Here is a 26876-nt window from a genome sequence, read left to right on the forward strand (position 1 = left end):
TGCTTGCATTCTAGAAATGAAACGATCCATCGCATACTATGGATACGTTGATCTTTCATATCGTTTTGATATGCTCACGCGATGGAGACACGCAATCTCAAATACTTTCTCGCCGTGGTGGACGCGGGCAGCGTCACTCGCGCGGCCGAGGTGCTCGACATCGCGCAGCCGGCGCTCAGCCAGGCGCTCACGCGCATGGAGCGCGACCTGGGCGTCAAGCTTTTCGAGCGCACGCGGCGCGGCGCGCAACTGACGGCGGCGGGGGAGGCCATCGTCGAGGATATCCGGCTGAGCGTCGCGCGTATCGATTCGGCATCGCATCGCGCCCGCGAGATCGGCGCGCAGCGCGGCGGGCGGCTGACCATCGGATTCGTGTCCGCCGCGCTGTTCGGGCTGCTGCCACGCGCGATCGCCGCGTTGCGCAGCGAAGTGCCGAACGTGGAGCTGGCGCTCCGGGAGATGAGCAACGCGGAGCAGGCGAGCGCGCTGGAGAAGGGCGGAATCGATATCGGCCTGCTGCATACGCCTGTCGCCGTGGGCGGAAGGATGCGGGAGAAGCTGATCGTGCGGGAACGCCTGCTCGCGGTGCTGCCGAGTTCCTTCGCGATCGGCGGCGACGGCCGCGTGGGCTTGCGCGATCTCTCCGAGGCCGGCCTCGTCTGGTTTCCGAGCGACCAGTTGCCGGTGATCCGCGCGGGCATATTGAGCGCGTTTCGCAAGGCCGGATGCGAAGCGAACGTGGTGCAGGACGCCAACCGGTCGCTGACCGTGCTCGCATGCGTGGCGGCGGGATGCGGCGCGTCGCTGCTGCCGCAATCGGCGACGGCGGTGCAGTTTACGGGCGTGCGCTTCTGCGACGTTCGCGACGGCGACAATCTTCCGCCGTTCGAGCTCAGCGCGATCTGGCCGATGCGCTCACGCCCGACACTGGCGGATCGCTTCGCGGCGCTGCTCGAAGCGTGAGTTGCGCGCTCATCGAACGAATACCGCGCAGGCTCGCCGGCGCCCGCCGCTTCGAATGAAGCGCTTGCGGCCGTTTTGCCGCCGGGCGGATGGCTCACACGTTGGCGCGGGATCTACCGTGATGCAAGCCGGCCCGCGAGCATCGCGCGCTTCCAGCCGAACCCGGCCACCTTGCGGTATGCGAACCCGGCTTCCTTCAGCGCGCGCTTCACGTTTCCGGCGCAGGTGTAGGTGGAGAACGTCGCGCCGTCGTTGGCGAGACGCGCGAGCGAACTGAAGATCGCGGCCGTCCACAAGTCGGGGTTCTTCGCGGGCGCAAAGCCGTCGAGAAAAACGCGTTGGCGCGCAGCGAAAGGGTGGGCAGCACGTCCGCCGCATCGCCAAAAGCGAGCGTCAGCGTCACGCGTCCCGCGTCGAACGGCAACTGGTGCGCACCGGGCACGAGCGGCGGCCAGGCGTCGGCGAGCATGGCGGCGAGTGTCGCCAGAGATTCGTCGGTTACCGTCGCCGCGTAGGCGCAGCGCAGATCCTGCGCCGACAGCGGATGCTTTTCGATCGACACGAAATGCAGCCGCTCGCAGCGCGCGGGGTCAGAGCGCCATGCGGCCCAGGTGGCGAGGAAGTTGATGCCCATGCCGAAGCCCGTTTCCAGCACGGTGAAGCGTGGTTGCCCCTGCCATCGCCCGGGGAGGCCGTTGCCCTGCAGGAACACGTGCTGCGCCTGGGCGGGCCCCGCCCACGGCGCTGTGATAGACATCGTCGAAATGAGGCGAATACGGCGTGCCGTTCGCGCGAAAAGCAAGCGTGGCTGGAATCAGCGGGCTCGTCATACGGTGAAGAAGGGCGGTCGATACAGCCGCCAGTCTAATCGCCGCCGAAATTGCGCACGAGGTCGCGTGCGAGCGCTCCGCCGCTGCCGGCCCAGAAATCCCGGTCGGCGAGGCGCACGCGTTCGGCGACGCACATCATGTGATCCCCCGCGGCGGCGCGGGCGCGGTCCGGGTCGCCCGCCGCGATGGCCGCCACGATCTTTTCATGCTCCTCGCGCACCTGAGCGACGAAGTCCATGCGGCGCGCCTCGTTCGCGCGCGTGACCTTGATGGCAAGACGAATCTGCTGCGCAAACATCTCCACGAATCTTGCCCAGTAGGGATTGCCCGTCGCCTCCGCGATGCGCAGGTGAAACTGCACGTCTTCTTCGACGCCGTCGCCGCCGGCCGCCATGGCCTCCTCGACGCGGCGCAGCGCATGCTCGATTTCCGCAAGCTGCCCGGGCGTGCGCCTGACCGCGGCGAGCGCAGCGGTTTCCGCTTCCAGTCCGCGACGCACCTCAGTGAGGTTCAGCAGCGATTGCACCGACTGCTCGGTCAGCGGATCGACCATGGCCGCATGCGGGAGCGCGGTCTTGCACACGAAGGCGCCGCTCCCCTTGCGCGTGGTGAGCATCCCGTCCGACTTCAGCAGCGCGATGGCTTCGCGCATGACGGTGCGGCTCACGCCGAAATGCACGGCCATTGCGTGTTCGGAAGGCAGCCGCGTGCCCGCGGCCAGGCCGTCGCTGCGGATCTTCGAGAGCAACTTTTCGGCGACCCGTTCACCCAGCGTGCCGGAGCTGAAAGTCCCGCTGGATTCGAGCGCGTCGGAGGAGACCGGAGGCGTCGACGGGTTCATCGGTGGTGTCCTTTCGGAGGCAGGCATCAAAGTCTCGATTGTACTCAATCCAATTTCTGTTGACAGCTTTGAAACAGCTAAATAATATCTCGCAAACAGATTTTATACATGTTGAGACAGCGGCGGAAGGCTTCTGATGTTCCCGCAGAGCCTGCCGCCGCTTCAAGGGAGACACTGGCGCCCGCGTTTCGAGCCGCGGCGTCACCGGCGCGGGTTGCGCTCCACGCGCGCTGGACAGCAGAGGAGAAGCAGCGATGAGCTTCGTGGTCAACAATGTCCAGGTGCTGTTCGCCGGACTCGCACTGGGTTCGATCTATGCGCTGGTCGCACTCGGCTTCGTGCTGATCGTTCGGGCGACCAATGTCGTCAACTTCGCGCAGGGCGACTTTGCGATGCTGGGCGGCTTCGCGATCGTCGCGTTCCTGAGCAGCGGCCTGCCGTACTGGGCGAGCTTCCTGCTCGCGCTTCTCGTGCTTGGCGTGTTCGGCGTGATCTTCGCGCTCGGGGTGTATTACCCGCTGCGTCACCGGTCGTTCCTGCCGGTGATCATCAGCACGCTGGGCGCGTCGATCTTCATGCAGAACACGGTGCTGTACCTCTTCGGCCCGCAGCCCCGCGCGATGAACCGGCTCTTCGATACGCCGGGCATCGAGGTCGGCGGCGTGTTCATGGACACGCAGTACCTCGCCATCCTCGCCTTCACCGCGATCGCGGTGACTTTCCAGTACATGCTGTTCGAGCGGACGCTGCTCGGCAAGAAGCTGCAGGCCACCTCGCAGGACAAGGACATGGCGCGGCTCGTCGGCATTCCGGTCACGGCGATGATCGCGTTCACGTTCTTCTACAGCGCGGTGCTCGGCGGCCTGGCGGGCGCGCTCGTTTCGCCGATTCTCTTCGTGTCCATCGGCATGGGCTCGATCATCGCGCTCAAGGCATTCGCGGCGGCGATCATCGGCGGATTCGGCGACATCACCGGCGCGATCATCGGCGGATTGCTGCTGGGCGTGGTGGAGAGCTTCGGCGCGCAATACATCTCGGTTGCCTACAAGGACGCCTTCGCGTTCCTCCTCTTGTTCCTGTTCCTCCTGCTGAGACCGCAAGGCATCTTCGGCGAAAAGATTTCGGAGAAGGCATGAGCCACGTTCCCGCCTCCCTCAAACCGGCATCGGCCTTGCGCCGCACGCGCTCGCCGCTGAGCCTGGCCCTGCTGCTCGCCGTCGCGATCGCGGTCGCGCTCGTGCCGTTCGTATTCACGCTCAGCCCCTATGTGCTGAACATCTTCATGCAGGCGGCCACTTACGCCATCGCTGTCCTTGGCATGACCGTGGTGCTCGGCTATACCGGCCAGATCAATCTCGCCCAGGCGACCTTCTTCGGCCTCGGCGCGTATGCCGTCGGGCTCGGCACGGTGGTGCTCGGCCTGAACTTCTGGATCACGCTGCTGCTCGGCATCGGCATGGCGACGGTAGCCGGGTTCGTGCTCGGCCTCACGACGCTCAGGCTCGGCGGCCACTACCTCGCGATGATCACGATCAGCTTCCAGCAGATCTTCGATCTCGTGCTGGTCAACTGGGCCGACGTGACGCGCGGACCGGACGGCATCGCGGGCATCGCGCGGCCATCGATCTTCGGCTTCCTCTTCGCCGACGACCGCTTCTACCTGCTCCTGTGCACCGTCTTTCTGTATGGGGCCATCGCCTTTGTCTGGTGGCTTCCGCAAACGCGCACGGGACGCGCGATGCGGGCCGTGCGGGAGAACGAACTCGCGGCCGAAGTGACCGGCGTGGACACGCTGCGGGTGAAGGTGATCGCCTTCACGTTGAGCGCGGCGCTCGCGGGGATCGGCGGCGCGTTCTACGCCGCGGGCTTCGCCTACATCAGCCCTGACAACTTCAACTTCGCCCGCTCCATCGAGTTCCTGACGATGGTGCTCCTCGGCGGCGCCGACTCCGCGTTCGGCGGCGTGTTCGGCACGGGCCTCCTGATCGTTCTGCCCGAGTGGCTGCGCTTTCTGAAGGACATCTATCTCGCGGTGTACGGCCTCGCGGTGATCCTCATCATGGTGTTCCTGCCGACCGGCATCTGGGGCATCATCCGCGGCCGGGCCGACAAGTTCAGGAAGCACGCCGCAGTCGAAGTCGACGGCATCGCCGCGCTCAAGTTCGACGTGCCGCTGGGCGACCCGGCACCGATCCTTCGCATCGTCGACGTGCAGAAGCATTTCGGCGGCGTGAAGGCAGTGGACGGCATCTCGCTCGAAGTGGCGCGCGGCACGGTGCATACGCTGATCGGCCCGAACGGCTCGGGCAAGACCACGACGCTCAACGTCCTGAACGGCATCTACAAGGCCACGGGCGGCAGCATCTTCTTCGACGGCGCCGACATCACCGCCATGACGCCGCACCAGCGCGCAGGGCTCGGGATCGGCCGCACGTTCCAGAACATCCGTCTGTTCGCGTCGATGTCGGTGCTCGAGAACGTGATGGTCGGCGCGCAGCGCGCGAACAATCCGGTCGGCGCGAGCCGCGCTGCGTTGCAGGAGCGGGCGCTGTCCGCGCTGAAGTTCGTGAACATGGCGGATCAGGCGCACACGATCGTCAAGAACCTTCCGTACGGCCACCAGCGCCTCGTCGAGATTGCCCGGGCGCTGGCGGGGCATCCCAGCTTCCTGCTGCTCGACGAGCCCGCGGCCGGCCTGAACCAGACCGAAAAGCAAAGCCTCGGTGAACTGCTCAAGCGGCTGAAGGGGCACGGTCTCACCATTTTTCTCATCGAACACGACATCAGCCTGATCGAGCAGGTCTCCGACACCATCACGGTGCTGAACTTCGGCAAGAAGATCGCGGAGGGCGAGCCGGGCTACGTGCTGCGTCATCCGGATGTCGTCGCCGCCTATCTCGGGGAGACCACTCATGCCGCTGCTTGAACTGCGTAACGTCGAAAGCCACTACGGGCACGTGCAGGCGCTGAGCAACCTGTCGCTGCACGTCGAGCAGGGCGAGATCGTCACGCTTCTCGGCGCAAATGGTGCTGGCAAGAGCACGACGCTGCGCAACATCTCGGGCCTCGTCGCGCCCACGCGCGGCGAAATCCTGTTCGAGGGCAAGCCGATCAACCGGATATCGCCGGAAAAGATCGTGCGTCTCGGCCTCGCACACGTGCCCGAGGGGCGCCGCGTGTTTCCCGGCCTGACGGTGCGGGAGAACATCATGATCGGCGCATCGTCGCGCGGCCATCTCGGACGGCGGCAGCTCGACACTGAAGTCGAGGAGATGTTCGCGATCTTTCCCGACCTCAAGCGGCTGTCCGGTGCCCTCGGCTGGAGTCTCTCCGGCGGCCAGCAGCAGATGCTCGCTGTGGCCCGCGGGCTCATGTCGAAGCCGAAGGTCCTCCTGCTCGACGAGCCTTCGCTCGGGCTCGCCCCCATCATCGTTCAGCAGCTCTTCGCGACGATCCGGACGATCCGCTCGCATGGCACCACGGTTCTGCTCGTGGAGCAGAACGCGAACATGGCCCTGTCGGTGGCCGATCGCGGCTACGTGCTTTCCACCGGCCGCGTGATCGTGGAAGGCACGCCCGACAAGCTGCTCAACAACGAAGAGGTTCGCGCCGCTTATCTGGGCGGCGGCGCGCATGCAGTGGCGGGTTGAGCGAGGCGCTCGATCGTCGTCACGCATCCGGATTTCGAATACACAGGAGAGTTCAAAGATGGAAAAGATTGCAATCATCGGCGCGGGGCTCATCGGCTGCGCCTGGGCTTCGGTGTTCGCGCGCGCGGGTCATGCCGTCGCGCTCTACGACATCAACGCGGACGCGCTCGCCGGAGCGCGCGACGCCATCGAGGCCGGACTCGTCAAGCTGCACGGCCTCGGCCTCATCACCGAGCAGCCGGACACGGTGCTCGGCCGCGTGAGCGTCACGTCCTCGCTGGAAGAGGCGATGCTCGGCGCCGACCTCGTGCAGGAGAACGTGCGCGAGACCGTCGATGCGAAGAAGGAGATCTACGCGCTGCTCGACAGGCTCGCCGGACCGGACACCTTGCTGGCGAGCTCGACCTCGGGCATTCCGGCATCGAGCTTTACGGCGGATCTCGCGGGGCGGCATCGCTGCTTCGTCGGGCATCCCATCAATCCGCCGTCGGTGGTGCCGCTCGTCGAACTCGTGCCCGCGCCCTGGACCGATCCCGCCGTGATCGAGCGCGCACGCGCCATCTACGCGCGCGCGGGACAGGTGCCGATCGTCGTGCAGCGCGAGATTCAGGGCTTCATCGTCAATCGCCTCCAGGGTGCGCTCCTTGCCGAAGCGTTCCGGCTCGTCGAGGACGGCTACGTCAGCAGCGGCGACATCGACAAGGCTGTCAAGGATGGTCTCGGCCTGCGCTGGGCGTTCATGGGTCCGATGGAGACCATCGATCTGAATGCGCCGGGCGGCATTCGCGACTATTGCGGCCGCTACGGCCCGCTCTACCTCGACATTGCCAAGCAGGCCACGCCGCGCGAATGGAACGACGCGCTGATCGGCAAGCTGGAACAGGAGCGCCTCGCGGAACTGCCGGCGCAGCAGCGTCCCGCGCGTCAGGCGTGGCGCGATCAACGCCTGATGCAACTCGTCGCGCACAAGCGCGACGCTTCGAGTGAGTGATGCGCGGCGCTGCCGCACGCCCGCATCCTCATCCAAAAATGCCTGGAGACACGCAATGAAAACAAGATTGTCATGGATGTTCAAGTCCGCAACGGCCGCTGCCGCGGTTGCGCTCAGCGTTGCATCGCTCAGCACGCAGGCGGCCGATACGATCAAGATCGGAATGATGACGGAGAGCACCGGGCCGAGTTCCGAAGCCGGCATCTATCAGGCCAACGGGGCGAAGCTCGCGCTCGACGAAATCAACCAGTCCGGCGGTGTGCTCGGCCGTCAGTTCGAGTTGCGCAATGAAGACAATCAGAGCACCAATCCGGGTTCGGTGCTCGCGATATCGAAGCTCACGAGCGGCGCGGACCTGACCGCGCTCATCGCGACCGTGCGCAGCACGCAGATTCAGGCCATCTCGCCGACGGTCATGCGTGCGCGCCTGCCGATTCTCGTCGGCGGCACGGACGTGGGGCTCACGCACGCGAACAATCCGTGGATTTTCCGCGCACGCCCGAACGACGGATACTCGGCGCGCGTCATTGCCGACTACGGCCTGAACACGCTGAAGCTGAAGAAGTGGGCGATCATCCATTCGACCGACGCCTTCGGCAACGGCGGCAAGAACAGCCTGACAGAGTCGCTCAAGGCAGCCGGCGTCACGCCGGTGCTGGTGCAGGGCTTCACGAGCAACTCGCAGGACTTCACGCCGATCGTGCTCGCGATCAAGAACTCGGGCGCGGACATCGTCTCTACCTACATCGCGAATTCGACTGACGTTGCCATCTTCGCCAAGCAGTTGCGCCAGCTCGGGGTCAAGGCGGCGTGGGTCGGCTCGCCGTCGGTCTCGACCGATACCGCGATGAAGCTGGCCGGTGACGCGCTGCACGGCTCGTACTCGATCGCCGATTTCTCGCCGGGTTCGAGCGCACAGGCACAGGCCTACGCCGACAAGTATCGCGCGGCCTACAAGGTCGATCCCGATTTCTATTCGGCATGGGCGTACGACTCGGTGAAACTGCTCGCGCTCGCGATCAAGAACGCGAACAGCACGAAGCCCGACGACATCGCCAAGGCGCTGCATGCGATCAAGGACTACAAGGGCGTGGAAGGCGCCTACACATTCGATGCGAACGGCGACGGACTGCACGGGTACAACATCGTCAGGAACGACGGCGGCAAGATCGTGTTCGTCAAGCACATCGACTTCGGAACTCAGTGAGCGCGCCGCGTGATCGCGGGGCGCTTCGCGCGCCGGACGGTCACGCCGAACCTGCAAGGCTGAAGGAAGCTCGCGGCAGTGCAATGCTGCCGCGCGCCGTGTCAGCGCGTCGGGCGCCTTCGCTATCGTGTCCCGCTCAATTCCTCATCGGGAAGACGCATCGGCATACCCGCGAAACAGCGCGCACAGCCTGAACGCTTCCATCGAAAGCGGAATCTGCTTGACGTTGCAATACCGGGTCGTTAGCTTGAGCAACTCCTTGATGTCACGCCCGCTCGCCTTCGGATACGCCACGGTCAGCGCGTCGATCAAATCGCCGCTGAGATCCGCGCCGAACTGGTCCGCGAGCAGCGTCCACAACCGCACCGCATGCGGCGTGGGCGGCGTCTCGTAGTGGATGGTCGCGATGCAGCGCGACAGAATCGCGTCGTCGACGTCGTCGATCCGGTTGGTGGTCATGAACAGCAGACCGTTGAAGTACTCCAGCGTGCGCAGGAACTCCGCGACGATGGCGTTGTGTTCGAGATCGTTGTCGCGGCGGCGGATGTAGACGTCGGCCTCGTCGAGCAGCAGGATCGCATCCCAGCGCACCGCGCGCCGGAGTATGCCGGACAACGTCGCGCCGACGGATGCCGCCGTGGTTCCGAGCTGCCCCGAATGCACGCGGTAGAGCGGCTTGCCGACCACTTCCGAATAGACCTCCGCGGTCAGCGTCTTGCCGAGCCCGGGCGCACCCTGGCACAGAATGGTCGTGCCGCCCGACTTGCCGGGGACGAAGTCCTGCACGAGCACGTTCATGTTCGACGTGAGGATGTCGATCAGGTCGCGATGATGGTCGGGCAGGACGAGTTTGTCGCGCAGCTCGGGCTGGTAGCGGTACTCGCTCATGTGCTGCACGTGCACCCAGATGTTGCTGTGCCACTCGAGGTGGTACAGGTGCACGTAGCAATGCAGCGGGACCCGTTCGAAACCCTCGGGCACGCCGGCGGTGCGCCAGAAGTCGGCGTCCGTCATCATTTCGAAGCGGCGTTCCAGCGTTTCTTCGTCGTTGACGCACTTCGCGCTCACGCCCTCGGCAATGCGCGTCAACTCCGCGACACCCTTCGCGTCGATCGTGAAGGCGCCTTTGGTGACGACGAACTGCGCGCCAAAGCGCGGCTGAAACGTCAGAAAGCGCTGCGCATGCCGTTCGTATTCGCGCTTGAATTCCGCGCATTCCCTGTAGAACCCGAATTCGGCGAGCAGCTCGGGGATCGTGCGGTTCACGATGTCATGACGGTTGATCACGAGTGTCATCGTCATGCCGGAGCGGCGCTTGTGATGGTCGGTCAGTTCGGAATTGGCCGACTGCATGGTATTCGCCAGCATGTCGAGCGTGACGTAGGGCATGCCCTGTTCAGGCTCGACGTAGCGGATGCGGTGCACGAGCCACGGCAGCAGCGCACCGTCCTTGTTGCGGCGGTACAGCCAGCCGTCGATCGCGTCGCGCGACAGGTATGCAACAAGCCCCGGCACCAGCTGGTCCAGCGCAGGAATGGTGCGAGCCTGCGGCGCGTTGTAGATGTTGTCGAGCGCGAGCATCTGGAACATCAGCGCACGTTCGTTCTGCGACTTGCTGAGGGAATAGAGCGTATTGAGCGACTTGGCATCGAACAGGTTGCTCGGCACGATCATGTTGCCGTGGCAGACCCCGTGTTCGTTGAGACGTCTTGCAAGCGGCGATCCGGTTTCTAACATCCCGAGCAGGGCATGAATCAGTGATTCCGGTATTTCGAGGTCCATCACCACACTCCCGTTGATTGTCGCCGGCGGTGCCCGCCGGGCCGGCGCGTTATTTGAGGAAGAACTCGATCGCCATGCCGACGATGACCGGCTGGATCGCATGCAAGCCGTTGAATTCGACGTACTGCACTTCATAGCCTGCCGCCTTGAGCTTCGTGGCGTTCGCGCGGCCGCTGGTCTCGATGGGCAGTTGCTCGTCCTGCAGGCCGTGCGCGATGAACACCTTCGGCGCGCCTTCCTGCGTGAAAATCGACATGAAGCCGCCGGAGAATGCGATCACGTGACTCGCAATGTCGCCGTTGGTGACGCCGATGGACAACGCATAACTCGCTCCATCCGAGAACCCGGCAAAAGCCAGATGATCACGGTCGATCCGGTAGCGCGACGTGACTTCCGTCAGCGCCTCCTGCAGCCGTTCGAGGTCGGGGCCGCTGCCGCCGACCACGATGTCCCAGGTGGGATACATCGAGTGCGGCGCGAGTATCAGGAACTTGCCGCGCTCCGCGTGTTCCTCGATGAACGGCAGCACCTTCTCGGGAAAGCCGCCCGCGCCATGGAACATCACGAAGAGCGGAACGGGCGTGTGTTCGTCGAGGCCGCCCGGCACGAACAGGACTGCATCGCGCTCCGCCGAGATGCCCAGATGATGGCGGCCAGGCGGCAATGCGCCCTTCACCGGCTCGGCGTGCGTGAACGAGAAGCGGCCCAGCATGGAAAGATCGAACATGGCGGCGGCAAGGAATGTGCGAGTCGCGAAGATTCTATGATGCCATCGTAGAGCGGCACATCCAACGATCCTTTCACCGCGCACGCTCGTGCGCGCGGATGCGTGGCGACAGGACACGGGCAGTAGCGCGAATCAGGGCATCGATTCATGCGTTTTCGGAACGGATGCGGATGATCGGACTCGCCGCTGTCAGGCGCCGCTCATTCATCCGGATGCAGCCATTCACGAGCCGCCGATTTCGCTTTCGAACGATCGGTTCGGCGGGGGTGTCCGGCCACAGGGGACGTCATGTACGTGGCACTGATGCGTTTGCAGAATCAACGCATCGCGGGGCCATTCGGCGCTGCTCCAGGATCAAGGAACACGATGTTCACCGGCCCTTGCTAGTATTACCCGCTGGATTCGCGAAGCTCATACAGACTGATTGTCGTCCGGGCAGCGCAAGTGTCAGTTCCTCCGGCCGTCTCGGGACATATCGTCCTCAATCCGAAGACCGGCATCTCACCCACTTTTCAGCATGTCGACCAAACTCGCAATCTTCGATTTTGATGGAACGCTGGCCGACACCTACCCCGTGTTCATCGATTCCATCAACACGCTGGCCGTCAAGCATCGGTTCCGGCAGGTCGATGCCGTCGATGTGCCTAAGCTGCGCGGGCTCAGCGCTGCGCAGGTGCTGGCCGAGCTTCAGTTGCCGCTCAGGCGTCTGCCGGCGGTGACCGTTGATTTTCGGGGGATCATGCGTGAGCGGATCGGCGAGATCAAGCCGTTCCCGGGTGTACCGAATGCCTTGCGCACGCTTGCCGAAGACCCGCACGTCGCGCTGGCAATTGCTACGTCGAACTCCGCGGACATCGTCGAGGCGGTGCTGGGGTCATCCCTGCTTGGATGCTTCGTTGCAGTCGAATGCGGCGCGTCGATCTTCGGCAAGTCTCGCCGGTTGCGCCGGATTCTTGCCAGCACGCGGACCAGCAGGGACGAAGCGATGTATATCGGAGACGAGATACGCGATGCCCATGCCGCGAAACGCGTGGGGATCGCGTTCAGCGCGGTCGCGTGGGGCTATACGCAGCCGGGCGCCTTGCTGGGCCTGAACATCGCGAGGATGTTTCAGACCCCGGGCGACCTTCTCGATCTGAGCACGCGGCACTCCCGGTGAAGCGCGCGTCACCGAGCGTGCCGCGTGGTCGTCACGCGTTTTCGCGGCTCAGCATGCTCTTCGGAATCAGCAGAATGAGGACGCAGCTGACGAGGAGACATCCGCCGAGCGCGTAGGTGCCGTTGTTGATGTTGCCGGTCAGTTGCTTTGCCACACCGGTGATCATGGAACCCGTGAACCCGGACAGATTGCCGACGGAATTGATGAGCGCGATGCCCGCGGCGGCAGCCGTGCCCGAGAGAATCTGGCCGGGGAAGGTCCAGTAGATCGGCATCAGTCCGAGAATCGCGCAGGTCGCGATCGTCAGGAAGAAAATCGACACCGGGATATTGTGTGCGAAGAGGGCGCTCAGAATCAGGCCGACGCCGCCGATGCATGCGGGAATGGCCGCATGCAGCCGGCGCTCGCCGGTCTTGCGCGAGTGCGCCGCGTTCCACACCATCGCGACCACGGCGCTGAGATAGGGAATCGCGGTCAGGAGGCCGATGTCGAGCGTGCTCTTCACGCCCGAGGCGCGAATGATGGACGGAAGCCAGAACGCGAGGCCGTAGAAGCCTGTGTTGAAGGTCAGCAGGATGAACGTCAGCAGCCACACACGCGGGCTCTTCAACGCAGCCTTGATGCTGTGCGTCTTAGTTGTGCTCTCACGTTCCAGATTGTTTTGCAGCAGCGCCTTCTCGCTTGCGCTCAGCCATTTCGCCGACTGGATGCCGTCACCCAGGCAGAAGAGCACCACGAAAGCGACCAGCACCGACGGAATGCCTTCGAGCAGCAGCATCCATTGCCAGCCGCTGAACCCGAGCATGCCGTGCGTGTTCTCCATCAGCCAGCCGGAAACGATGCCGCCGAGCGTGAGACTCATCGGAATGGCGATCAGAAAGCCCGACATGGCAACGCTCTGCCGCCGCGCGGGAAACCAGTAGTTCATGTACAGGATGACGCCGGGAAAGAAGCCTGCTTCGCACACGCCGAGCAGGAAGCGCAGGATATAGAACATCGTCGATGTCTCGACGTGAAAGAAGCTCGCGAGCGGCACGATGAACGCAAGCGACGACGAGACGATCCCCCATGTCACCATGATGCGCGCGATCCAGAAGCGCGCGCCGTATTTATGCAGCAGCAGGTTGCTCGGCATCTCGAAGAGGAAATAACCCCAGAAGAAGATGCTTGCGCCGATCGCGTAGATGCTGTCGCTCATGCCGAGGTCGTCGATCATCTGGAGCTTCGCGAAACCTACGTTCACGCGGTCCAGATAAGCAACGACGTAACACAGCAGCAGCAGGGGCAGGATGCGGCGCATCACCTTGCGGTACAACTGCTCTTCGACCTCGTCGACGGCCGCCGGCGCCGCCGCGGTCCGGGTGATTGTTGGCATGTCCATGTCTCCTTTTTGTGTGGATCCTGAATGCGCGCTGATCGCGCTCGCAGCTCCTGAACTTTGAAGCCTTCCTCGAGCGTCTTTATTCGCGCGCGCTGTCTCAACCGTTTCGCGAAATTGCCCGAGCAATTTAGCTTAAAATGTTACCGGTAACATATTGGAGTGCGGTTTTCTGTCGTCTGACTGGTACCGGTAACGGAAAATAGCACGGAGAGCGTCGTCTCGACAAGCTAGGGGTTTCTCCCGAGCATCCGCAGCAGGGCGGCCGTATCATATGCGCTGACTTTCGCGCGCAAGCGCATTCACGACCGGACCGACCCGCACCATATGGGGAACTCAAGCAATACTCGCAGCGCCGCTCCCAGGGCAGCCCCGTTATCGGGACCGCCACGCATGTCCGATGTGGCGCGCATGGCGGGCGTCTCGAAGATGACGGTCTCGCGCGTGCTCGCGGGCCATAGCGTGGCGCTCGCGACGCGCGAGCGCGTGCAGCACGCTATCGACGAACTGGGGTACGTCGCCGATGCGGCCGCGGGCGCGCTATCTTCCGGACGCTCGGAGTTCGTGGCGGTGCTGGTGCCGTCGCTCGCGAGCTCGAACTTCTCCGACACCGTACGAGGGCTCGCGGCTGCGCTCGAACCGCAGGGACTGCAGCTGCTGCTCGGTGACACGGACTACGACCTTCAGCGGGAAGAGCGGCTGGTGCGCTCGATGCTGCGGCACCAGCCACGGTGCATCGCGCTCACCGGTGCCCAGCACACCGCCGCGACGCGCACGCTGCTCCGGCGCTCCGGCATACCGGTCGTGGAAATGTGGGACTTGCCGTCGGACCCCATCGATACGGCGGTCGGCTTTTCCAACGTCAAGGCGGCGCGCGAGATGGTGCGCTATCTGACGGAGCGCGGCTATCGAAAGATCGGCTTTCTCGGCGGCGCGAGCGACCTCGACCGGCGCGGCCTCGAGCGGCTGAAGGGCTATCAGCAGGAAATCAGGGCGCAGGGGCTTGGCGAGCCGCGTATCGTGCGTCTCGGCGATTCGCCCATCACGATGAGCCACGGCGGCCCCGCATTCGACGCGCTTCTGGCACGGTGGCCCGACACGGACGCCGTGATGTGCGTAAGCGACATGTCGGCTTTCGGCGCCATCATGCAGTGTCACCGGCTGGGGCTGAACGTGCCCGGCGACATCGCCGTCGCGGGCTTCGGCAACTTCGAGGTGGCCGCCTGCACGCATCCGTCCATCACGACGGTATCGGTAGATGCGCACGGCATCGGCTTTCGCACCGGCGAGACGCTGCTCGCGGCGCTGGCGGGCGACGGCGTGCAGGGCTCGCGCAAAAGCGTCAAAATCGACTACACGGTCATAGCGCGCGAAAGCGCATAAACGCGCAAGCGCGTTTCGCACGCGATGCTCGCTGCACATGCAGAGGCACGTTGACATGCAAGTCATGTTACCGGTAACGTACGCCACCTGAACAAGGATGAGAGCGGCCCATCGGTCACCGCCGCGCCGATCACGCAGTACACGAATCAGGCACCCGCGGCGTCGGCCACATTGCACGGCGCAGACGATGGGTCGTCGTCACACAAGCAAAGGAGATCAGCACCATGTCCCAATCCACCGCACGGCGCCTGCGCAGTCAGGAATGGTTCGACGACCCTGCGAACGCGGACATGACCGCGCTCTATGTCGAGCGCTTCATGAATTACGGTCTCACGCGCGAAGAGCTGCAGTCGGGCCGCCCCATCATCGGTATCGCGCAGACGGGCAGCGACCTCGCGCCGTGCAACCGGCATCACATCGAGCTCGCCGCGCGCACCAAAGCCGGCATCCGCGACGCCGGGGGCATCCCCATGGAATTCCCCGTTCATCCGCTGGCCGAGCAGAGCCGCCGGCCGACCGCCGCGCTCGACCGCAATCTGGCCTACCTTGGCCTCGTCGAAATCCTTCACGGCTTTCCGCTCGACGGCGTGGTGCTGACCACCGGCTGCGACAAGACCACGCCCGCCTGCCTGATGGCGGCGGCAACGGTGGACATGCCGGCCATCGTCCTGTCGGGCGGACCGATGCTCGACGGCTGGCATCAGGGCAAACGCGTGGGCTCTGGCACGGTCATCTGGCATGCCCGCAATCTGCTCGCAACCGGGGAGATCGACTATGAAGGCTTCATGGAACTCACGACGGCATCGTCACCGTCGATCGGGCATTGCAACACGATGGGGACAGCCCTTTCGATGAACAGTCTTGCCGAAGCGCTCGGCATGTCGTTGCCGGGCTGCGCGAGCATTCCGGCGGCGTATCGTGAACGCGGGCAGATGGCGTACGCTACCGGCAAGCGCATCGTCGACCTGGTGCGTGAGGACGTGCGGCCATCGCACATCATGACGAAAGCGGCATTCGAAAACGCTATCGTCGTCGCGTCCGCGCTCGGCGCTTCGAGCAACTGTCCGCCGCACCTGATCGCGATTGCGCGCCACATGGGCGTGGAGCTGAGTTTGGACGACTGGCAGCGGGTGGGAGAGCAGGTGCCGCTCATCGTGAACTGCATGCCGGCGGGCGAGTATCTCGGCGAGAGCTTCCACCGGGCGGGCGGCGTGCCCGCCGTGCTGCGCGAGCTTGCGCACGGCGGCCTCGTGCACCGCGAGTGCCTGACGGTGTCGGGCCGCACGATCGGCGACATCGCAGCGGATGCGCCGCCGGCGGACCGCGACGTCATCAAGACCGCCGATGAGCCGCTCAAGCACGGCGCGGGCTTCATCGTGCTGTCAGGCAATTTCTTCGACAGCGCCATCATGAAGATGTCGGTCGTCGGCGACGCGTTCCGGCAGACCTACCTGAGCGAGCCTGGTGCGGAAAACACGTTTGAAGCCCGCGCGATCGTCTTCGATGGACCGGAGGACTATCACGCGCGCATCAACGATCCGTCGCTGGAAATCGACCAGCGCTGCATTCTCGTGATTCGCGGCGCGGGTACGGTGGGCTATCCGGGCAGCGCGGAGGTGGTGAACATGGCGCCGCCCGCCGCACTCGTGCGCCAGGGCATCACGTCCTTGCCCACGCTCGGCGACGGACGCCAGAGTGGCACGTCGGCGAGCCCGTCGATTCTCAACATGTCGCCGGAAGCGGCCGTCGGCGGAGGGTTGTCGCTGCTGCGCACGGGCGACCGCATTCGCGTCGATCTGAATGCGCGCAGCGTGAACGTGCTGGTCGACGACGATGAACTGGCGCGGCGGCGCGAAACCGCCACATTCGAGATTCCGGCGGCGCAAACGCCATGGCAGGAGCTTTATCGTCAGACGGTCGGGCAGCTCTCGACCGGCGGTTGCCTGGAGCCCGCGACGCTCTATCTCAAGGTGATCGCAGAGCGCGGCAACCCGCGGCATTCGCACTGACGCGGCGGCGGACCGCGGCGGGACTGCGCGCTGGAATCGCGCGTCGCCAGCGCGGACGCCGAACCGGCCCGATGTACCGTGAGTGGGTGCGCGCATGCTTCGAGTGCCGCGCGCACCCACACCGTTGCCCGATGTTTCCGCCTTCAGTCTGAACAAGACGAACCGTCCTTCCCGACGCAGGCGCAACCGTCAAATCCCGAGCGACAGCTGCAGCCAGTTCGTGACCGATAGCGCCGAGCACGTTGCGCTGCGCCAGCCGATATGCCCGTCGGGGCGGATGATCCAGAACGTGCCGCCCGGCGCGCCGAACGCGTCCGCGAACTCGTCGCCGGCGTCGGTCAGCAGGGTGACTTCCTCGCTGCGCGGCACCTCGCAATCCGGTGCCGACACGAGCACGCCCGCCGCCCGATCGCCGAGCACGGATCGCAGCGCGCGATATCCGTCGATAAAAGCATCGACCTGATCATTCGCGCGATCGACATAACCCACCAGCACGTGCCGCCCGCGACCGATGAATTCGCGCAAACGCCTGTCGTGCCCGATGTATGCCTGCGAAAGGCCACCCACTTCCGGCGCGCGGTCGCCCGGTGCGGGAGACGCTGCGTCCATCTGCGGGCACTCGTCCGCCACGATCCGGCTGCCCCGGTACGTGACGAGCAGCTGAGTCTCGCGCATGGCAGGCTTGATCGCTTCGCGCAGCAGTACGGCGTTCAGGGCGGCGCTCGTCGACTGGACCACATCCAGCCCGACTGGACGTCGCTCCTCCGCGTAGCTGCCCAGCAACTGCGGACCCGCGAGACCGCTGGCGGCGAGCGACAGCTTCCACGCCAGATTGTGCGCGTCCTGAAGACCCGTATTCATCCCCTGGCCGCCGACCGGCGGATGAATATGCGCCGCGTCGCCCGCAATGAACACGCGCGAGCGCCCATACGCCGATGCAATCCGGTGGCTGACACGATAAACCGACGACCAGCGCATCGTGGAAAGCCGCGTGCCTTCCGGAAGCGCCGGCAGCATGAGGCGCGTGATCGTGTCGAAGTCGGGCGCGGGTGTGCTGGCAAGCTGCGCCGCGTCCTCCTCCGACGCGACGATGATCGAGAGCCGGTAACGGCTCGCCGAGCCGCGGATGGGCACCGCGGCGAGCGACGTCTGCGGACGGCCGCCCCCGCTCCAGTTGAAGCGGTACATGGGGCCGCGCGGCAGCGGCCAGCCGACTTCGAGGTCGGCGAGCGCGAACGTCTGCGGAAACTGGCCGCCTTCGAAGCTGAGCCCCAGTCCCGAGCGCACCTTGCTGTGCGCGCCGTCGCAGCCCGCGAGCCACCCGCAGCGCACCGTGCGCGACTCGCCGTTCGGACCGGTCAGGTTCGCGAGCACGGCATCGTCGGCTTCCGTGAATCCGTCGAGGGTCCAGCCATAGTCCACGTGGCCGCCGCGCTCCGCCAGCGCGGCTTCGAGCAGCCGCTCGGTTTCGTACTGAGCCAGCGACAGCGAACCATACGGCAAGCCTTGCGGCGGTATCAGCATGCTTTGCGCGGGAACGGGGGCACCGTCGGTCCACGTCTCTACGCCGGTGAGCCACACGCCGGAATCGATCGCGTGACCGGCAATGCCAATGTCCTCGAATATTTCCAGCGTGCGCGCCGTGACGCCGAGCGCCTTGCAGAAATAGGCGCGCTGCGGATGCTGCTCGATCACGATGACGTCGGTGCCGTCGCGGCGCAACTCGGTTGCCAGCAGCAGCCCGACGGGGCCCGCGCCAATGATCAGAACATCAGTGGAATCCTGCATGCTTGTCGACCCTCCGCGATATGCACGCAGCGGTGCCTGCGCGCCGTGATGGTTGAACAGGTCCAGCGAAAGGCAAGAACGCGGCCGGCCCGATGGGCGTGCCCCTTGGCGGGAAGTGGCTGCCGATCGATCTTACACAATCTGCCCGGCCCGAATCCATCCGCGCGCCTGCCGGATCGCCGCTCCCGGCCGTATGAGGAAAACCCTGCTCATCCGGGGGCCTTGCCTGACGCGGACCCAGGTGGCGCTTGAGGGAAATCCATCATTTTTCGGGCTGAGGCGCCGGTTCGAATCGGCTATCTTCTGACTCACCGAGAAGCTCAGCGAACAGCGTACCCGTCACGCCGGTCCGAAAGCGTTGACGGGAAACCTGCAAGCGAGTCAACCGATTCAACAGGAGACGATTCATGTCCTCGACTTCCGGCGTCGATGGAAGCGCCGCCACGCCGGCGCTGACCGATTCGACCTTCGACGAGCGCGTTTCCGAGCAGTGGTATCAGCCGCGCATTCCGCGCGCCGTGCTCAAGGAACTGATGAAGCGCAGCGACGCCGAAGGCTGGCGCAACTTCGGGCTCTGGCTCGCGTTGCTCGCGGCATCGGGCGCGGTGGCAGCATTTGCATGGGGGACATGGTGGGCCGTGCCGGCGTTCTTCGTCTACGGCACGATCTATTCGTCGAGCGATGCCCGCTGGCACGAACTTGCGCACGGCACGCCGTTCAAGACCCGCCGGATCAACGACGCGTTCTATCACCTGTCGTCGTTCATGACGATTCGCGAGGGCTACTGGTGGCGCTGGAGTCACGCGCGGCATCACACCCACACCTACTTTCAGGAACGCGATCCGGAAATCCAGGTCGCGCGGCCGACCAGGGTGTGGCCGATCATCGCCGACTTCTTCGGGCTCGTCGGCGCCACGCTCGAGATCGCCAAGATCGTGCGACATGCGTTCGGCCGCGTCGAGGCCGCGACCGACGCGTTCCTGCCGGCCGCCGAAAAGCCGAAGATGATCCGCTCGTGCCGCATCTATCTGGCGGTGGTGCTCGCCACGATCGCGCTCGCCATCGCAACGCACAGCTTCCTGCCGCTCATGTTCGTCTGGACCCCGCGCTTCTATGGCGGCTGGCTGCATCAATTGCTCGGCCTCACGCAGCACGCGGGCCTCGCGGTCAACGTGAAGGATCACCGCCTGAATACGCGCACGGTGCATCTCAACCCTGTCTTCCGCTTTCTGTATCTCAACATGAACTACCACCTGGAGCATCACCTGCTGCCGATGGTGCCTTTCCACGCGCTGCCGCGCCTTCACGATGCGATCAGGGACCAGCTTCCGCCCGCCTATCCGAGCCTTTACGCGGCGTACCGCGAGATGGTGCCGGCGCTCTGGCGGCAGCGCTCCGATCCGGCGCATGTGATCGAGCGCACGCTGCCGGGCGGGGCGTTCGCGGCGCAGTCCGGAGTCTGACGGCTCCCTGTCCTCAACGAAAAAGGAGACTTGCATGAGCGTCGAAACGAAGACCGTCAACTGGGTCGCGGCCTGTGCGACCGGCGACATCGACGAAGAGGACGTGATCCGCTTCGATTATGCGGGGGCGAGTTATGCGGTGTATCGCATATCGGACGGCTTCTATGCATCCGATGGCTGGTGCACGCACGAACAGGCGCATCTGGCAGATGGCTTCGTGGTGGATCGCGAGATCGAATGTCCGCTGCATCAGGGACGCTTCGACATCCCGAGCGGCAAGGCGATGAGTCCGCCCGTGTGCGTGCATCTGAAGACGTATCCCGTGCGCGTCGAAGACGGACAGGTGCTGCTCGGCGTACCTGCGCAGGAGGCGTCATGAAAGCGACTCCCGCGATGGTGATCATCGGAGCAGGGCAGTGCGGCGCGCGTACCGCCCACGCGCTGCGCAACAACGGCTGGGATGGCGAGATCACGCTGCTCGGCAACGAGCGCGTCGCGCCTTACGACCGGCCGCCGCTCTCGAAGCAGGTGCTCCTCGGCGAGAGAACCACGGCGCAATGCGCGCTCTACGACGACGCCTTCTATCGCGAGCACAGGATCGACCTGCGCATCGACGCGAACGTGCAGCAGATCGATCGCGGGTCTCGCAAGGTCGTGCTGCAGAACGGGCAGTCGGTTGCGTATCAGCGTCTTCTGATCGCGACGGGTGCCGAGCCGCGGCAACTCGCCGTGCCCGGCGCGGCGCTTGCCGGCGTGCACTGCCTGCGCACGTCGGCGCATGCCGAGGCGATCGCGGACGAATTGTCGCCGGGGCGGCGCATCGCGATCGTCGGCGCGGGGTTCATCGGACTCGAAATCGCGGCCACCGCGGTCGCGCGCGGCTGCGAAGTGGTGGTGATCGAAGCCGCCGCGCGGGCGCTGATGCGCGCGGTGCCCGAGATCGTCGCGGCGTGCCTGGTGGAACGCCACCGGGAGATGGGCGTCGACGTGCGCTTTGCCGTGCAGGTGGAAAGGATCATCGGCACGGACCGCGTGAGCGGCGTGAAGCTCTCCGACGGCACGACGATTCCCTGCGATTGCGTCGTCGTCGGCATCGGCGTGAAACCGCGCACGGAACTCGCGGAGGCGGCGGGCATCGACGTGGCCGACGGCATCGCAGTCGACGACACACTGCGCACCAACGATCCGCACATCTTCGCGGCGGGCGACGTCTGCTCGTTTCCGCATCGGCTCTTTCGCCGGCGCATACGGCTTGAATGCTGGAGAAATGCGGAGGATCACGCGCGCATCGTCGCGCGCAACATGCTCGATCGCGGCGAGACCTATTCCGAAGTGCCGTGGTTCTGGTCGAATCAGTACGACATGGCGATCCAGATCGCCGGCATGCCGGCGTTCGGCGTGGACACGGTCGTGCGCGAGGCGGGCGAGCGTTCGCGCATCTTCTTCGCGCTCGATCGCGAGGGCGCAATGGTGGGCGCGAGCGGTGTGGGCGCAGTGGGCGAAATTGCACGCGACGTGCGCATCGCACAGGCGCTCATCGCGCGGCGAGCGGTGATCGAACCGGCGCTGCTCGCCGATCGCGACGTCAAGCTGAAGCCGCTCGTTGCCGCAGAGCCGGCATGACCCGGCGGTCCGACGTGCATCAGCCGGGCGCTCAGTCCGTAAGCGGAAGGTTTTCGCGCAGGAGCACCGTGACGGGAATCTGCTGCGGCAGCGCGATGCCCGGGTCGCGATGGTAGTGGCGCAGCACGATCTCGATCGAGCGCATCGCTTCGCCTGCGGGGTTCTGATCGAGAACGGCGTCGAGCGCGCCTTCGATCAGAAGGCGCCGCGAGCTTTCGTTGAGCTCGTGGCCGATCAGCACGGTCGAGCGAACCCGGTCGAGCGCGCGCAGCGCGGCCGCGATGCCCTCGTCGCCGACCGAGATGTTGTAGATGCCGCGCAGGTCGGGATAGCGCCTGAACGCATCGCGCGTCAGGCGTTCGGTGAGCGCCGACTGCTCGCGGCTCTCGACGGTCTCGACAATGTCGCAGCCCGGAAAGCGGCGCCGCAGCACCGAACGGAAGCCACTTTCGCGTTCTTCATGGCCGAGGAAATCATGCATGCCGGTCATGACGAGCACCTTGCCGCCCGCGTCGCCGATGAAGCGTCCCATCAGTTCGCCCGCCACGCGGCCCGCGCACCGGTTATCGATGCCGACATAGGCAAGGCGCCCGGTCCCCGGCAGGTCGCTTGCGAGCGTGATGACCGGCATGGCGTGGCTCGCGTGGCGCAGCGCGGCCGTGATGTCCGGGTGCTCGTAGGCGACGATGATGAGCGCGTCCGCCTTCTGCGTCGCGTGCCGGATGGTTTGCGCAACGCGCGACGCATCGAGGCTTTCGAAGTACGTGACCGCGCAGATCACGCGCTGCGACTCGAACGTCTTCTGCGCGACTTCGAAACCCTGCTTGAGGTGCACGTAGTACGGCGCGACGGGTTGCTGCATGAGGATCGCGATGCGCAGCCACCGCACCGACACGGCTTCGAGCGCCCGGTCGATCTTCAGCTTGCGCGCCCATTCGAGCACGCGCATTTCCTTCTCGCGCGAGACGCCGCCGCGGCCGTTCAGCACGCGGTCGACGGTGGCTTCGCTCACGGCGGCTGCGCGGGCGATGTCAGCCATGCTGGTCTTGCGGCGTGAGTGGTCGGACATGGGCCGGGCGGCGGGTGGCTCAGAGGGTCATTCACCGGATGATCGCATCAAGGAGGGTGGCCATCAAGGCGGCGCGCACGCCTTGAGAAAAACAGGAGAGTTGAGCATCAGGGCACGCGCGCCGGAGCCTGACCTTCATCCGGCGAGCAGTGCGTGCGGCGTCGGTTTGCACGCGCTCACAGGGTCGCGGGACCATGCCGGTCATGCCCGAAGCGGACAGAAGCGGGAGTACACGGGGCGTGCGAACGTGGGAAGGGGCTACGGATGCCAGGTCAGCCTGTACTCGATATCGGTTTCGCCGACGTGGCGAAACCCCAGGCCGAGATAGAGCCGGCGCGCCGGATTGTCCTTGAGCACGGTCAGCGACACCGACGAGCCCGCGCGTTCCGCGTCCGCGAGCATGAGGCGAAGCACGTGGCCGCCGAGCCCGCGCCCCTGATATTCCGGCAGGATCTGCAGCTGGAAGATGAACCATTCGGAACCGGAACGCGCGGCCTTGACGAGACCGATGTCATCGGCGCCGTACATGAGAATGGATGCATCCCCGTACCGGAAGCGCACGCGTTGCAGGTGCGTTTCATCATCGGCGGGTTCACCTGCGCGAATGAGGTGCCCGGTCATCGTGAGCTTGCGCAGGCGGATCAGGAACGACTCGTCATTCGGGGTCGCGGGTCGCAACGAGAGGGGCAATTGCATGATCTGTATTCGCGAATGCGGCGGGGATCGTGGTGTCAGGCGCAGTTTAAGGCATCGTCGAAGCGCTCGGTTGCCGACCGCCGGAGGCTTCCGGTCGGCGCGAAAGGATGCAGTGGGAGGGTTTGCCGCTGCGGCCGCACCCGCGGCCCGGAGTACGGGATGCGGATGAGGATGCTTTTCGCAGGCGGCGCCGTTCAGGCTTTGGAAAGCTCGCCGTCGGTGAGACACCAGATGCCGAGCGGATTCCCTTGCCGGAGCGCTTCTGGAAGCAGCGCATCCGGGAAGCCCTGATAGCACACCGGGCGAAGGAAGCGCTCGATCGCGGTCATGCCGACCGAGGTGAAGCGGCTGTCCGAGGTGGCCGGAAACGGACCGCCGTGGATCGACGCGTGGGACACCTCCTGCGGATGCGAGAACGCATTGACGACGATGCGGCCGGTACGCCGTTCGAGCAGCGGCAGCAAGCGTTCCGCGAGGGAAAGATCGGCGTGATCGATCTGCATCGTCGCCGAAAGCTGTCCGCGAAACTGCTTTGCGATCGCGATGAGCTGTTCAGCATCCGCCACGCGTACGAGGAGCGCGGCGGGACCGAACACCTCTTCGGAGAGCGAGGGGTCGTCGAGCATGCGCGCGCCCTCGATTTCGAACAGGATGGATTGTCCCTCCCAGGGGCCCTGCGATGCGCCGCCCGCGGCGATTCGCGCGGCGCCTGCATCGCCCAGTCGTGCGACATTCCTGCGGTACGCCTCGTGGATGCCCGGCGTCAGCATCGTGCGCGCGGCCATGGCCTCGACTCGCGCGGCCATCGCCGCTTTCATCCCGTCGTATCCGGGGCCGTCGATGGCCAGCAGGATCGCCGGCTTCAGGCATGCCTGGCCCACCGTCACCAGCATGCGTTCGGAAAACCCGTCGCCGATCGCGTGGCCGCGCGCAGCCAGCGCGGCGGGCAGCACGAACGTCGGATTGACACTCGTCATTTCGGTGAAGACCGGAATCGGGTCGGGACGCAGTTGAGCGCGTCGATAGAGCGCCATGCCGCCGGCTTCCGAGCCCGTGAACGTGACGCCCCTGACGAGCGGATGATCGACGAGCGCCTCGCCGATCTCGTTGCCGCCGCCGCGAACGAGTGAAAAGACGCCTTCGTGCAGTCCCGACTCGGCGACTGCCTGCCGGATGACCCGGCCCATGAGTTCGGATGCGCCGGGGTGTCCGTTGTGCGCCTTGAGGATGACCGGGCAGCCGGCTGCGAGGGCCGACGCGGTGTCCCCGCCTGCAACCGAATAGGAGATCGGAAAATTGCTGGCGCCGAAGATGGCGACGGGTCCGAGCGCGATCTTCTGCATCCGGTGATCCATGCGGGCGCGCGGCGCGCGATCAGGCTGTGCCGGATCGATCGTGGCCTGGCGAAAGCGCCCCTGGCGGACCACCGCGGCGAACTGCCGGAACTGCGTTGCCGACTTGGCGGCCTCTCCTTCGAGTTGCGCGACAGGCAGCCCCGTTTCCAGCGATGCCCGGCGCGCGAGCTCGGGCGCGATGGCGTCGAGACCGTCGGCGATGCGCTCGAGGAACTGCGCGCGTTCGGCGAGCGTCGTGCGGTTGTAGCTATCGAAGGCTTCGTCGGCGAGCTGCGCCGCCCGCTCCACCTCATCGCTCCCGCCCAGGGCGAACGGCGGTTCGATCGCTTCACCCGTCGCGGGATCGAGTGCCTTCATCGTTCCCTTGGTCGCGGAGACTTCCTGCGCTCCGATCAGGAGCTTTCCGTTGATTTGCATGTCGCTCTCCTTCGTTCAGGCGGGAAGCGCGGCGAGCCATTCTGCCGTCGTCAGGATTTCATGGGCGAATGTCGGGCCGTTCAGCTGGTGTGCCGCGTGCATCATTTCCTTTGTGAACGCTGCGGTCGCGTCGCGGACGAGGGTCACGTGATAGCCGAGTTCCATCGCGAAGCGGCTCGTCGATTCGATGCAGGTATTGGCGAGCAGGCCGACCACGGCGACGTGCGTGATGCCTTGCTGCTTGAGGTGAAAGTCCAGGTCGGTATTGGCGAAGCCGCTTTGGGCCCAGTGCTCCTTGATGACGATATCGCCTTCCTGCGGCACGAAGTCGGGATGCCACTCGCCGCCCCACGTGCCCTTGGCGAACGTGTGGCGCTGCTGCACCGCGCGCTGGGTCGGGTTCGGATGGTCCCAGCCGTCGTAGTCGCCCGGCTGCCAGCGACGGTGCGGCACGAAGAACACGCGGATAGAGGCTTTGCGCGCCGCCGCGACGGCATCGCGCAGGTTGTCGAGCAGACGCACGTCGTCTGCGACTTCCTTGATCATCGGAAAGAGCTTGCCGCCCTCCGACAGAAAGTCGTTGTAGGGATCGACCAGCAGCAGGCCCGTGCGCTCTGCGCGATAGAGGGAATCGGCCATTTCGGTTCTCCAGTGTGAGAGAAGGGGAGGAAGGAATTCCGCGCTCCGCAGTCGGCGCCTCGCTGCATCGTCGGATGATTCGTGACGTCTCACGAATCGAACATCGTGACGGCAAGATATCACTATGAAAATCATAGTGTCAAGCGAGACGCGGTCTGGAGCTGATTTCCTAGATCGGACGATGCGGCCTGAAAGCGCCGGGAAACGCCCGCTTGTGCGTATGCACGCAGGGAGTGAAACAGTGTTACTATGAAATTAATAGTGAACAGGAGAGAGGATCGTGGTACGACACGCGGAGAAAGCGGGCACGGTTTGTCCGGTTGCCCGGTCGCTCGATATCGTTGGCGACCGGTGGACCGTGCTCGTCCTGAGAGAGCTCTTCATGGGCGCCACGCGGTTCGAAGAGATCCAGATTCAGACCGGGGCGACGCCGCAGATGCTCGCCACCCGTCTGAAGTCGCTCGAATCCGACGGCATGGTCGAGCGTCATCCGTACAATGAAAAACCGCTGCGCTACGAGTACCGGCTGACGGAAAAGGGAAGGTCGTTCTACCCGGTCGTGCATGCGCTGCGCGCGTGGGGCGAGACCTGGTGCAAGGACGAGCACGAAGAAATCGCCGTGCGTTTCACACACCGCTCATGCGGACATGACGTCGGGCTGGGCAACGTGTGCCCGGTATGCGGCACGGGCGTCGAGCGCAGTGATCTGGACGCGTCGTTGAGTCCTGCGTTTGCGAATGAGCGCGCCGAAAGGCGTGCCGCCTTCAAGGGCGTCAAGGGCTGAGTTCACGCCATTTCGAATCCCACGCGAAACGGCGCGTTTCGCGTGGGATGTCGAGGATTTGCTCGCGCCAACCCGCATGAATGCCGCGACATGCGGCCCCGTCGGCGTTGGAGAGCGCTTTC

The 26876-nt window shown here is 65.1% G+C and carries 22 protein-coding genes and 1 pseudogene; 13 read left to right on the top strand and 10 right to left on the bottom strand.

All coding sequences use genetic code 11. The annotated features are described in order from the left end of the window. Window positions 1–81 precede the first annotated feature (81 nt). Window positions 82–963, top strand: coding sequence for a LysR family transcriptional regulator (locus tag BG61_RS15560; RefSeq protein WP_035934441.1), 882 nt, complete (start codon window positions 82–84; stop codon window positions 961–963). Between the two features lie 113 nt (window positions 964–1076). On the opposite strand, the pseudogene mnmC2 reads toward BG61_RS15560, so the two are convergent. Together mnmC2 and BG61_RS15570 are read right to left on the bottom strand one after the other, a co-directional pair. Beyond that, window positions 1077–1720: pseudogene (gene mnmC2 / locus BG61_RS15565) on the bottom strand (tRNA (5-methylaminomethyl-2-thiouridine)(34)-methyltransferase MnmC2). A gap of 107 nt (window positions 1721–1827) precedes the next feature. Next, window positions 1828–2634, bottom strand: a complete 807-nt coding sequence (locus BG61_RS15570; protein ID WP_063741039.1) for a FadR/GntR family transcriptional regulator — start codon at window positions 2632–2634, stop codon at window positions 1828–1830. Window positions 2635–2888: 254 nt separating this feature from the next. On the opposite strand from BG61_RS15570, the gene BG61_RS15575 reads away from it, so the two are divergent. From BG61_RS15575 to BG61_RS15595, 5 genes are read left to right on the top strand one after another with little or no spacing between them, the layout of a single operon-like run. After that, window positions 2889–3770 (top strand): branched-chain amino acid ABC transporter permease, encoded by an 882-nt coding sequence (locus BG61_RS15575; RefSeq protein WP_035934442.1) that lies wholly within the window; start codon window positions 2889–2891, stop codon window positions 3768–3770. After that, window positions 3767–5560, top strand: a complete 1794-nt coding sequence (locus tag BG61_RS15580) for a branched-chain amino acid ABC transporter ATP-binding protein/permease (protein ID WP_035934444.1) — start codon at window positions 3767–3769, stop codon at window positions 5558–5560. Before BG61_RS15575 ends, BG61_RS15580 begins: the two co-directional genes overlap by 4 nt. Continuing rightward, window positions 5553–6284, top strand: coding sequence for an ABC transporter ATP-binding protein (locus BG61_RS15585; RefSeq protein ID WP_199242007.1), 732 nt, complete (start codon window positions 5553–5555; stop codon window positions 6282–6284). Before BG61_RS15580 ends, BG61_RS15585 begins: the two co-directional genes overlap by 8 nt. 58 nt (window positions 6285–6342) lie before the next feature. Further along, the gene (locus BG61_RS15590) at window positions 6343–7275 is read left to right on the top strand and encodes a 3-hydroxyacyl-CoA dehydrogenase (RefSeq protein ID WP_035934446.1); all 933 of its coding nucleotides are present in this window, start codon (window positions 6343–6345) and stop codon (window positions 7273–7275) included. Window positions 7276–7330: 55 nt separating this feature from the next. After that, complete coding sequence (locus BG61_RS15595; protein WP_035934447.1) at window positions 7331–8482, top strand: ABC transporter substrate-binding protein; 1152 nt, start codon at window positions 7331–7333, stop codon at window positions 8480–8482. 144 nt (window positions 8483–8626) lie between these two features. On the opposite strand, the gene BG61_RS15600 is transcribed toward BG61_RS15595, so the two are convergent. Together BG61_RS15600 and BG61_RS15605 are read right to left on the bottom strand one after the other, a co-directional pair. Continuing rightward, on the bottom strand, window positions 8627–10264 hold the full coding sequence (locus BG61_RS15600; RefSeq protein ID WP_035934448.1) for an AAA family ATPase: 1638 nt from the start codon (window positions 10262–10264) through the stop codon (window positions 8627–8629). A 49-nt stretch (window positions 10265–10313) separates the two neighbouring features. Then, window positions 10314–10991, bottom strand: coding sequence for an alpha/beta hydrolase (locus tag BG61_RS15605; RefSeq protein ID WP_035934449.1), 678 nt, complete (start codon window positions 10989–10991; stop codon window positions 10314–10316). Window positions 10992–11508: 517 nt separating this feature from the next. Here BG61_RS15605 and BG61_RS15610 point away from each other — a divergent pair. Beyond that, window positions 11509–12150, top strand: a complete 642-nt coding sequence (locus BG61_RS15610) for an HAD hydrolase-like protein (RefSeq protein WP_035934451.1) — start codon at window positions 11509–11511, stop codon at window positions 12148–12150. 31 nt (window positions 12151–12181) lie between these two features. Here BG61_RS15610 and BG61_RS15615 read toward each other — a convergent pair whose 3' ends face one another. Next, window positions 12182–13525, bottom strand: coding sequence for an MFS transporter (locus BG61_RS15615; protein ID WP_035934626.1), 1344 nt, complete (start codon window positions 13523–13525; stop codon window positions 12182–12184). Between the two features lie 396 nt (window positions 13526–13921). Between BG61_RS15615 and BG61_RS15620 the strand changes: the two genes are divergently transcribed. Together BG61_RS15620 and BG61_RS15625 are read left to right on the top strand one after the other, a co-directional pair. After that, entirely contained in the window at window positions 13922–14911 is a 990-nt protein-coding gene (locus BG61_RS15620; protein WP_035934452.1) for a LacI family DNA-binding transcriptional regulator, read from the top strand. Window positions 14912–15135: 224 nt separating this feature from the next. Further along, a complete protein-coding gene (locus BG61_RS15625; RefSeq protein WP_035934453.1) occupies window positions 15136–16920 on the top strand; it encodes an IlvD/Edd family dehydratase in 1785 nt (594 codons plus the stop codon). A gap of 189 nt (window positions 16921–17109) precedes the next feature. Here the strand turns inward: BG61_RS15625 and BG61_RS15630 are convergent, their stop codons facing one another. Then, a complete protein-coding gene (locus BG61_RS15630) occupies window positions 17110–18708 on the bottom strand; it encodes an FAD-dependent monooxygenase (protein WP_035934454.1) in 1599 nt (532 codons plus the stop codon). Window positions 18709–19115: 407 nt separating this feature from the next. Here BG61_RS15630 and BG61_RS15635 point away from each other — a divergent pair, with 407 nt between their 5' ends. Genes BG61_RS15635 through BG61_RS15645 form a run of 3 tightly spaced genes read left to right on the top strand, consistent with a single transcriptional unit; the run spans window position 19116 to window position 21794 of the window. Then, window positions 19116–20171, top strand: coding sequence for a fatty acid desaturase (locus BG61_RS15635; RefSeq protein ID WP_035934455.1), 1056 nt, complete (start codon window positions 19116–19118; stop codon window positions 20169–20171). Between the two features lie 34 nt (window positions 20172–20205). After that, entirely contained in the window at window positions 20206–20550 is a 345-nt protein-coding gene (locus BG61_RS15640) for a MocE family 2Fe-2S type ferredoxin (RefSeq protein WP_035934456.1), read from the top strand. Further along, complete coding sequence (locus tag BG61_RS15645; protein WP_035934457.1) at window positions 20547–21794, top strand: NAD(P)/FAD-dependent oxidoreductase; 1248 nt, start codon at window positions 20547–20549, stop codon at window positions 21792–21794. Before BG61_RS15640 ends, BG61_RS15645 begins: the two co-directional genes overlap by 4 nt. A 31-nt stretch (window positions 21795–21825) precedes the next feature. Here the strand turns inward: BG61_RS15645 and BG61_RS15650 are convergent, their stop codons facing one another. From BG61_RS15650 to BG61_RS15665, 4 genes are all read right to left on the bottom strand, one after another. After that, window positions 21826–22833 carry a LacI family DNA-binding transcriptional regulator gene (locus tag BG61_RS15650; RefSeq protein ID WP_232256274.1) on the bottom strand — a complete coding sequence of 336 codons (1008 nt, stop codon included), beginning with the start codon at window positions 22831–22833 and terminating at the stop codon, window positions 21826–21828. A 288-nt stretch (window positions 22834–23121) separates the two neighbouring features. Next, window positions 23122–23559, bottom strand: coding sequence for a GNAT family N-acetyltransferase (locus tag BG61_RS15655; RefSeq protein ID WP_035934460.1), 438 nt, complete (start codon window positions 23557–23559; stop codon window positions 23122–23124). Between the two features lie 194 nt (window positions 23560–23753). Further along, window positions 23754–25331, bottom strand: coding sequence for an aldehyde dehydrogenase (NADP(+)) (locus BG61_RS15660; RefSeq protein ID WP_035934461.1), 1578 nt, complete (start codon window positions 25329–25331; stop codon window positions 23754–23756). Between the two features lie 15 nt (window positions 25332–25346). Beyond that, the gene (locus BG61_RS15665; protein WP_035934462.1) at window positions 25347–25970 is read right to left on the bottom strand and encodes a cysteine hydrolase family protein; all 624 of its coding nucleotides are present in this window, start codon (window positions 25968–25970) and stop codon (window positions 25347–25349) included. 280 nt (window positions 25971–26250) lie between these two features. On the opposite strand from BG61_RS15665, the gene BG61_RS15670 reads away from it, so the two are divergent. After that, window positions 26251–26754, top strand: coding sequence for a winged helix-turn-helix transcriptional regulator (locus tag BG61_RS15670; RefSeq protein WP_035934463.1), 504 nt, complete (start codon window positions 26251–26253; stop codon window positions 26752–26754). Window positions 26755–26876 lie beyond the last annotated feature (122 nt).

The sequence above is a fragment of the Caballeronia glathei genome (genome assembly GCF_000698595.1).
Classification (GTDB): Bacteria; Pseudomonadota; Gammaproteobacteria; order Burkholderiales; family Burkholderiaceae; genus Caballeronia; species Caballeronia glathei.